The 8,847-nt window shown below is 65.6% G+C and carries 11 protein-coding genes; 3 read left to right on the forward strand and 8 right to left on the reverse strand.

The window, feature by feature from the left end:
• Positions 1-21: 21 nt before the first annotated feature.
• Positions 22-3,078 (reverse strand): Ti-type conjugative transfer relaxase TraA, encoded by a 3,057-nt coding sequence (traA, locus tag GDIA_RS17990; protein ID WP_043459676.1) that lies wholly within the window; start codon positions 3,076-3,078, stop codon positions 22-24.
• A 161-nt stretch (positions 3,079-3,239) separates the two neighbouring features.
• Here traA and GDIA_RS17995 point away from each other — a divergent pair, with 161 nt between their 5' ends.
• The 3 genes from GDIA_RS17995 to GDIA_RS18005 all read left to right on the forward strand — a co-directional run bounded on the left by GDIA_RS17995 (position 3,240) and on the right by GDIA_RS18005 (position 4,490).
• Positions 3,240-3,569: a conjugal transfer protein TraD gene (locus GDIA_RS17995; RefSeq protein ID WP_049763054.1), complete on the forward strand. Its 330-nt coding sequence runs from the start codon at positions 3,240-3,242 to the stop codon at positions 3,567-3,569.
• A gap of 28 nt (positions 3,570-3,597) precedes the next feature.
• Positions 3,598-3,870, forward strand: coding sequence for a conjugal transfer protein TraD (locus GDIA_RS18000; protein WP_012555442.1), 273 nt, complete (start codon positions 3,598-3,600; stop codon positions 3,868-3,870).
• A gap of 62 nt (positions 3,871-3,932) precedes the next feature.
• Positions 3,933-4,490 carry a Ros/MucR family transcriptional regulator gene (locus tag GDIA_RS18005; RefSeq protein WP_012555443.1) on the forward strand — a complete coding sequence of 186 codons (558 nt, stop codon included), beginning with the start codon at positions 3,933-3,935 and terminating at the stop codon, positions 4,488-4,490.
• Between the two features lie 116 nt (positions 4,491-4,606).
• Here GDIA_RS18005 and GDIA_RS19340 read toward each other — a convergent pair whose 3' ends face one another.
• The 7 genes from GDIA_RS19340 to GDIA_RS18040 form a co-directional block, all read right to left on the reverse strand.
• Positions 4,607-5,041, reverse strand: coding sequence for a hypothetical protein (locus GDIA_RS19340; protein WP_144880454.1), 435 nt, complete (start codon positions 5,039-5,041; stop codon positions 4,607-4,609).
• An 84-nt stretch (positions 5,042-5,125) separates the two neighbouring features.
• A complete protein-coding gene (locus GDIA_RS18015) occupies positions 5,126-5,548 on the reverse strand; it encodes a type II toxin-antitoxin system VapC family toxin (RefSeq protein ID WP_012555444.1) in 423 nt (140 codons plus the stop codon).
• A complete protein-coding gene (locus GDIA_RS18020) occupies positions 5,545-5,790 on the reverse strand; it encodes a FitA-like ribbon-helix-helix domain-containing protein (RefSeq protein ID WP_012555445.1) in 246 nt (81 codons plus the stop codon). The genes GDIA_RS18015 and GDIA_RS18020 overlap by 4 nt, the downstream gene beginning before the upstream one ends.
• 95 nt (positions 5,791-5,885) lie before the next feature.
• Positions 5,886-6,641 carry a metallophosphoesterase gene (locus GDIA_RS18025; protein WP_012555446.1) on the reverse strand — a complete coding sequence of 252 codons (756 nt, stop codon included), beginning with the start codon at positions 6,639-6,641 and terminating at the stop codon, positions 5,886-5,888.
• 32 nt (positions 6,642-6,673) lie between these two features.
• Entirely contained in the window at positions 6,674-7,555 is an 882-nt protein-coding gene (locus GDIA_RS18030) for a DNA-binding protein (RefSeq protein ID WP_012555447.1), read from the reverse strand.
• A 167-nt stretch (positions 7,556-7,722) separates the two neighbouring features.
• Positions 7,723-7,977, reverse strand: a complete 255-nt coding sequence (locus tag GDIA_RS18035; RefSeq protein ID WP_012555449.1) for a hypothetical protein — start codon at positions 7,975-7,977, stop codon at positions 7,723-7,725.
• A 95-nt stretch (positions 7,978-8,072) separates the two neighbouring features.
• A complete protein-coding gene (locus GDIA_RS18040) occupies positions 8,073-8,600 on the reverse strand; it encodes a helix-turn-helix domain-containing protein (RefSeq protein ID WP_012555450.1) in 528 nt (175 codons plus the stop codon).
• Between the last annotated feature and the right edge of the window lie 247 nt (positions 8,601-8,847).

Raw genomic sequence — 8,847 nt, forward strand, 5'->3', positions numbered from 1 at the left:
TCGATATCTTCCTAGAAAATCCTACATCCCCATATCCATGCCACGCCCGCGCGACCGCGAAATCGTGCGCGTGATCGACTGCTCGCGCTGCCGGCGCAACGCCTGGTCCAGATCGGACCCCGGCGCGATCCCCAATGCCCGCTTCTTCTCCCGCATCAGCGATTCAAGCTGCGCGTCGCGCTTCAACTCCTTCAGGGCATCGCCGCGCTGCTCGCGACTCAACCCGTCCCATTCCCGCACGAACCGCGCCGCCCGCAAGTCAGGCGAGCGGCGGATTGTCTCTTCCCGCTCGATCCCCTCGATCAGCGTCCGCGCCCGCGCCAGCCCCTCCATCTCGCGCATGGCGTCGCGGATCGCCGGCTCATGCTTCAGCGCCGACGCCAGATCCTCGACCGCGCCACGCCGCACCTGGTCGAGCCCAACGCCGGCTTCGTGCAGCGTCCGCTTCTGATGCTCCAGCACCGGCAGGCCCTGCTCCATCATCCGCCCGGCATCCATCCACGCCCGCGCATAGCGGTTCACCGCCTTCACCAGCGGATCGTCTCCCGGCGTCATCCCCACCACAGCAGGCAACCGCTCCCGCCGATCCGGATTCAACTTCAGCCCCGCGAAGGGAGACGCCGGCGCCTCTCGCCCGGCCTCCTTCTCCTTCCCGGCCGCCGCGTCACGCCCCGACACCGGCCGGGCATTGAGCACCAGCCCGTCAAACATCCCACGCCCGCGCACCGGCGCCGCGTCGGCGCCGGCCGACCGATCCGGCTCTTCCCGTGCGGCCGCACGCTCCACCCCGATCTCGCTCTCCGGCACCCGGAAGCCCCGCCGCCGCGCATACGCGGCCGTGGCGTCCCGCTCCGCCCCACGACCCGGACCATAATCCAGCGTGGTATCCTTCAGCCGCTCGCGCGACAGCTTCGCCACCAGCCCCTCGCGGCTGCCCACATCGTCCCGAGCCCAATGCAAATCCACCCGGTCCCGATGCCGCGACAGCACGACATAGGCCCCGTGCCGGTCCATGCTCCCCGTCCCCAGCGCATGCACCCGGTCCACCGTCACCCCCTGGGATTTGTGGATCGTCGCCGCATACCCATGGTCCAGCGCGTCATACTCCCACGTCCGCACTGACACGATCTGGCCGGTGCCAGGCCCGGCCGGCCCATCAAGCTGCACCGACAGCAGAACCTTCTCCTCATCCATCCCGTACAGGCCGCGCACCGTCCCCAGCGTCCCGTTCTTCACCCCGAGACCCCGGTCGTTACGCAGGAAATACACCCGCTCCTCGATCGCGAACTGCCGGTCGCCCTGGGCCGTCGCCACCGTGACCTCGACACCCGCCTCCAACTCGCCGACCTCCAGACGGATCGCCCGCGCCGCCTCGTTCAACGCCTGTACATCCACCCGACGATGCGCCAGCATGATCGAACGCTCGCCCGGCGCGGCCCGCCGGGCCGCATCCCACTCCGCCACCACGCCGGCACGCGCCTCCTCCAGCGTGTCATGCCCATGCACCATCCCGGCCGCCTCGTAGCGGTCCAGCGCCGCCTCCGTCCGCCCGGTCGCCAGCTCCTTCGTGGCCTCCTGCTGCCAGCCCGCGCGCTGCCGGCGGACGGCCGTGATCTCCACCGACCCGACCCGCTCGGCCACCGCCCGGAACGCCCCGCCCGCCTCGATCGCCTGGAGCTGCTCCGGATCGCCCACCAGCACCACCTTCGCGCCGGCATCCCGCGCGGCCGACAGCACCCGCTCCAGCTGCCGCGAGCCCACCATCCCGGCCTCGTCCACCACCAGCACGTCCCCGCACTCCAGCAGGTCGAACCCCTTTTCCCAGCCACGTTCCAGCGACGCCAGCGTCCGGCTCTCGATCCCCGACCCGGCTTCCAGCCCCTCGGCCGCGATCCCCGACAGCGCCGCCCCGCGCACGCGGTAGCCGGCCTCTTCCCACGCCTCGCGGGCCACCCCCAGCATGGTGCTCTTCCCCGTGCCGGCATAGCCGATCACCACCGACAGATCCCGCGACCGCGTGACCTCGCCAACCGCCAGCGCCTGCTCTTCCCCCAGCCCTTCCCGCGTCATCGCCGCCCGCCGCACCGCAAGCGGTACCCCATGCGAGGTTCGCCCACCCAGTTCCAGCGATGCCTCTTCCAGCCGCCGCTCCACCGCCACCATCGCGCGCGTGGAATACCGCGCCCGGCCCCGACCGTCCTTCCCCAGCGCCACCAGTTCGGGCGAGGCCTCCACCTTCGCCATGGCGGCGGCAAACTGCTCGGCGTCCGCCGTCTGCCGATCGACGAACCGCGCCAGATCCTGCCGGGTGAACGTGCTCTGCTGCCGCGTCAGCGCCTCCAGCGCCAGCGACGGCTCCGCGATCAGCCGCTCCCCGTTCCGTCGCGCGATCTCCTCATGATCGGCCGCCCGCTCCGCATCCTCGCCACGCTCTTCCCGACGCATCCCCGCCGGCCCGATCTTGTTCTGCGGCTCCAGGTCGATCCCCTGCTCGGCAAACGACCGATGATCGATCCGCACATCCAGCCCGATCTCCACCAGCCGCTCATTGGCCAGCGACGCCCAACGCTCCCGCCATTCAGCCAGCAGTGCCTTGCTGTTCCACTCTCGCCCCTTCGCCCCGAAACCGGTCTCGTCCACCGTCCGCGTGGACAGCATCACATGCGCATGCGGCTTCGCCAGTCCGTCCTCGCCGATATCCCAATGCACATTCAGATCGGCTACCATCCCGCGATCGACGAACTGCTCGCGCACGAAATCCCGTGCCAGCCCGATCCCCTGTTCCTGGGTCATCTCGCGCGGGATCGAGAACTCCACTTCGCGGGAAAGCTGCGCGTCCTTGCGCTTCTCGATCGCCTCGACCTCGTTCCACAGCGTCGAACGATCGGCAAGGCGCTTCGGCGCACCGTCCGGCAGCAGGATCTCGGAATGCACCACTCCGCTCTTGTTGGTGAAATCGTGTGCGCGATCCAGGCGATCATCATGCAGGCGCGACGCCGAGCGATAGGCCGCCGCCGCGACCGCGCTCCGGCCGGTCGCACGGCTGATCAGTTTCGCATGCAGGTGGTAGATCGCCATGGACACGACACTATCACGCATTTCAAGCGTACGTCACGCAGTGACGTATAAGCGCGCACTCAAAACTAAGGCGCCTGATTGCTTTGGATCGCGCGGCGAGTGACGCGGCTCTGATCTGTGTGGTAGAGTGTGCCACAGATCAGGATCGGTTGGAGCAGGAAATGCGCAAGCCACGGGATATCGACGGCGAGTTGAAGGCGCTTCAGGAGCGAGCCAGGGCGCTCAAGGCACAGCGGACCGTGCAGCTTGGCGAACTGGTCGAGGCGACCGGAGCGGACGTGCTGGATCTGGAGACGCTGGCCGGTGTTCTGCTCGCCGCTGTCGAACAGGCGCACGGCAAACCGGAAGCCGTTGCGAGGTGGACCGAACGCGGTGCGGCGTTCTTTCAGGCCGGAGGAAAGAAAAGCGCCCGGAAAGGGAAAGCAGGCGCTGCATCAGAGCCTCACAGATCTGGATCGCCGGATCGCCAAGCTGGCGGCTCTCTCATCTAGGATCCAGGCACGAAAGGCGCGCACCGACATGCGGGATTGGGCCAGGGCCAGACGGGAAAGGACGCGCCATCTCATCGAGCTGGGCGGCCTCGTCCAGAAGGCCGGGCTGGTCGAACTGACCGATGACGATCGCGCCACCATGCTCGGCGCTTTCCTCGATCTCGCAAACCAGATCCGGGGATATGGGGATACCCCATCCGATAGTCTCAAAATACGCTGGAGACGGGCCGGATTGCGCGCCTTCGATGCCGAGAAGGATGCGCCCGGAAAGGAGGAAGAGACTGACCGTGAAAAGAGATGACCAGATGACCAGGCACGCCCGCGCGGCGCAGCCACATGAGCGACAGAACAAGGACAACTGCATTGACGACTGACGTTCCCCACGCCCCCGATCAGAAGAGCGCTGCCGATCAGACCGGCCTGCTGGCGCTGACGGCCGCGATCGTCTCCGCCTATGCGGCCAGAAACCCGCTGCCGGCGATCGAACTGCCGGGCCTGATCCGCACCGTCTACGACGCCCTGTCCAGTCTCGGCCAGGTCACGACCAGTCCTGCCGCCCCCGAACCGATCCCGGCCGTGCCACCGAAGAAATCGGTTTTCCCCGACCACATCATCTGCCTGGAAGACGGCAAACCGTTCAAAGCACTCAAGCGCCATCTGCGGGCAGCCTACGGCATGACGCCTGAAGACTATCGCGCAAAATGGAAGCTGCCGCCGGACTATCCCATGGTCGCCCCGAACTATGCCGCCTATCGCTCCAGTCAGGCCCGCGCCATCGGCCTGGGAGGCTCGATGGCCGCCAGCACGAGCCTGGCCGATACCGACCAGCCAGACGCGACGTCGGCCAAGGATCTCCCTGCCGAGCCCCCCATCACCCGCCTGCCCGAACGCCGGCGCGGACGGCGACCGAAATCCGCCTGAAAGCCGGCCTCCGCGTTCCGGACAGCACCCAAGCCGGAAGGTACGCCATACGGCGAAAAACAGTCATTCGGTCGATGGAAAAGGCCCATTCTTCCCGGCAGGGGCAGAATGCACAGTCAGAACGCCGGAAATGGTCGAACATCCCACCGCACCGGCTGCATCTGGATTTCTCGGCCGAAACCGGCACATATCCGGGAAATCTTGCGGAGAACTGCGGGCTTCCATTGAACCGGCCGACCGGACAATGGCAGGATGAACGCGAGGACGACGCATGAATAATCCTCACCCCATGATGATGATAGCCGCCGAAACAGCAGAAAGGCCGGGACATTTCGCCCGGCCTTTTTGTTGAGTGCAGCATCGCGGCGCGCCTCTCCCCTGCGATCACCGGACGAAGAACCATCATTCTTCGCGGTGCGTACCGCTCTTCCGACCCATTCCACACGCACGGAAAGTGCCGACGTTGATTGTCGCTGGTGATTGACGCTCCCAACCATCCGGACGGCCATTGTGCAGACGATAGCGACCGGCGCCTCGTCCAGCAGCGCCACGATCCCGGCGCGCGTGGACAGAGTGCAGGCCGGATCTTCTACGCCCTAAAACCCCACGTATCAGGGACCGCACGGGCATAGTGGCTATGCGTCACCCCAAGGATTCAGGAGCGTGATGCCACACCGGATGAAATCGCGCGTGTTTCGTGTCGCCAATGCAGCCCCTCGCGAACGGGTCACGGCGGCGATCTGGGCATCGAACTGACTGATGGGTTCCCCGTCCTGCCGGCGCCGGGACGCGATATCAGCATAAGCTTGCGCCGCCTCGCCGTCGAAAGAGAGGATGCGGCCGGAAAAATCCTCTTCGAACATGGCGCGCGCGGCCGCGACCAGCATGTCGCGCCGCCGCCCTTCCGGCAGCAACGCCAGCCCATACAGGATCTCCGCCTGCGTGATGCTGGTGGTGAACAGGGTCGTCAGAGGCTGGCTGGACATCCAGGCCAACACGCTTTGGTCGGGCTCGGACCTCATCAACTCGGAGAGAATATTCGTATCGAGAACGATCACCCTCCGAAATCCACGTTCCGGATCGCCTCACGAGGCACGGCAGGCAGATCCACGCCACCCAGCCTGGCGAAGCGCTGATGGATCGTCTGGCCGGCATCCACGGACAAGGAAACCTCGACGGAAAGCGCCGTGCGCAGGATGACGCGCGCTTCTTCCTCCATGGAACGACCATGCACGGCCGCCCGCAGGCGAAGCCGCTGCTTGAGGTTGTCATCAATGTTGCGGATCGTCATGACGGCCACGGAAACCTCCATCAGTCAATGACTGCATTGTAGTCATTGACAACGCGCCTTTCAACACCACAACGCTTTCAACGCGCTTGCCCACAGCACCGGCGTCAGACGATCACGACGCAATCATCTTCGAAGCCGGTTGTGGTGAAGAGCGGCCCGGCCGGGTTGGCAACGATGCGTGTGCCGCTGTCGTGCAGCCTGTCCTCGCGGGCGTGGATATGACCATGCACCCACAGGGCGATCCGGTGCCTGGTCATCAGCGCGGACAGGTCGGACGCGAACAGATCCGCCCCCGGATGGACGCGCAAGGCCGCCGGCACCCGGTCCACCAGAGGGGCATGATGGGTGACGACGACGATCGGCAGATCGTCGGCCGGGGCCTCGTCCAGCAGGGACGCGATCCGGGCGCGCTGAACCGCATGCAGGGCGATTTCATCGCCATGGGTGATGGGGCCCTGCCCATCGGGCCTGCAAACGCCTTCTCCGGTCGCCTCGTGCGGCCTGAGATGCAATCCTGACAGGAGACCATCCGCCCACAGAGTGGCCCCGATAAAGCGCACGCCGGCGATCACGGCCGCGTCCCCGTCCTGCACGGTGACATTGACCCCCTTTGCCGCCCGCTTCAGCCGGTCCAGGCACCGGGCCGGCGTCATACCCCAGGCCTCATGGTTGCCGCCAACCAGCACGCTCGGCCGCGCCTCGGCCAGCCGGGCGATCGTCGCGACGGCCTTCTCCGGCTCGCCCTCCCAGATATCGCCGGCCACGACCAGCACGTCGAACGCCGGCCGGGGCGGATCATAGGCATCCGGAAAGGGTGCCGTTTCCAGATGCAGATCCGACAGCACCCACAAACGCGCCACGGTCGTTCATCTCCCTTGAAGACGGCTGACCGTCAAGATTTTTTACCTTCCCGCTCGATTGTGACGGAAGCGGCGAGTTCCTTGATCGCGGCGACGCTGGCATCGGCTCGTTCCTCAGCCCGGATGGCGCGGGCTTCCGCTGCCTGCACGCGGGATTCCGCACGGGCTTCGGCCGCGTCACGGGACTTTTCAGCGTTCTCCAGTGCCGTGGCAGCGGTGCTGGCCCGACGCTCCGCGATGTCCTGGGCTTTCTCCGCCGCCTGGGCACGGGCCTGGGCCTCGGACACGGCCTGCCGCAGGGCGTCGATCTCCCCGGTCTGCCGCTCGGCCATGGCACGCGCCGCCTGATGGGCCTGACGTTCAGCGGTCAGTTCGACCGTCAGCCGGTCCACCTCCCGCTGCAAGGCCTCCAGCCGGCGTGTCAGCCCTTCAGCCTCGGCCGTAGCGCCAGCCAGGGCTTCCGCCAATTCCATCGCCTCCCCCCTGGCATCGGCCAGCTCCGCACCCGCCTGAGCCTGGATATCGGCGATCTGCTGGTCCGCCGCTTCCCGCGCCAGCGCCACCTTCTGGTCGGCCGCCGCCTGGATGGCCTGCTGGACGGATTGCCCTTTCTGGCGCTCCGCATCGACAAAGCCGGTCAGCATCGCCAGGAAGCCCTGCTTCATCCGTTCGGCCGCGTTGTCCATCTCGGCCGAGACGAGATCCCCGGCTTCGCTCCGGGGCTCCTCCTTCGGTGCTTCGACCGGCCGCCCGCGCTGACTGTCTTTCCAGGCGTTGAGCAGCGGCAGGATGGCGTTCGGACTGCCGCCCCCCAGCTCGTCCCGCACTTTGCGCACACTGGGCTTCTCGCCCCGCCCGACCAGCGCTTCGGCGGCCTGCATGACGGTTTCAGCAGAAATCAGGGTCTCGTTCACAATGCCCTCCCTCCCGGATAACAAACACATCATAACAGATATCGGATAACAACCTAGCATTTTGTTATCACATTCGTTATTTTCGTTATCTGATATCGTCCGAGGCGTCCATCACCAGGCCGCAGACACGAAAAAGGCGGGAATGATCGCTCATTCCCGCCTGGGCCTTACCAGTAATATTCATGGGGCCGCCGGGTGCCGGTGTAGGGAAAGATGGCCTCGACAGGATCGCGCTGACCTTTGACGATCAGACGCGCGATGTGCTGATCCTGATGCCGGCCAGGGCGAATGTCATGCAGGTGGCTGTACCAGTTGGGAGCTTCCGAGGCCTCCCGTGATCCTCCATACCCGGAGCGATCCACGCGATTGGCCCAGCGATGATCCCGGCCGTATTTGCGGCTGTGGTGATAGGTGCGAGACATGGGAGTTTCCCTCTCCATGACGCACGGACTGATTTCCGAGCGTACCTACATCGCTCGTTCTCCTTCCCTCAAAATCGGCAGCAGGCCACGACGCCTCATCCGGCGTGGGCATAGGCTTCGCGCACAGCTTCCGGTTGATTGGCGATGGCGCGCAGATAGCTTCTGGCTGCGGTATCGGGCGTGCGCTCACCGCTTTCCCACCCCTTGATGGTTTCCTCCTCCAGGCCGTACCACAGCGCGAACTGGCGGCGACTAAGCTTCAGCCGCTTGCGGATGGCGGCCACATCGACCTCGGCCCTGTGGTCGTTATGAACGGCCCGAATACCGGCCCGGCCGAGATCAGCGATGACAGCCTCGACGGTATCGGTATGGGGTAGCAGGATAGCAGCATGCCCAGCCCCCTGATCCTTTGATTCCGCGATCAGCGCCTCGATGGCACGCTTGGCGGCCAGCATTGTCATTCCCCGTCTGGCGAGCGCCATCGTGGCCGCGATCACGTTCAAATGAGGCCAGTCCTTACGCTCCAGGATCAGGGAGAACCGGGCGCGTGAACCGGAATGGACGCGGGATACGGCCCGGACCGGCCCCAGTCGTGCGAATTCCTCCTTCAATGACGATTTCATCGAGATCCATCCCTTCCAGAACGGCCAGAGCAATGGTTTTCAGGTTGGCAAACCCGACTGTGTTGGCTGTTGCCCCATGAATATGCGTGCCTGTCAGTTTCATCGTACGCCTGGGTCGGTTCACATTGAACTCGGCCATCACCAGCAGAGTGGCATCAGGAGCTCTGACAACCAGTGTCGCAATCGGATCGTCCGTCTGATCGTCATCCAGCGTGAACGTAATATCTGAAACTGACCATCTTAATCA

It is taken from the genome of Gluconacetobacter diazotrophicus PA1 5 (assembly GCF_000021325.1).
In the GTDB taxonomy this organism is placed as follows: domain Bacteria; phylum Pseudomonadota; class Alphaproteobacteria; order Acetobacterales; family Acetobacteraceae; genus Gluconacetobacter; species Gluconacetobacter diazotrophicus.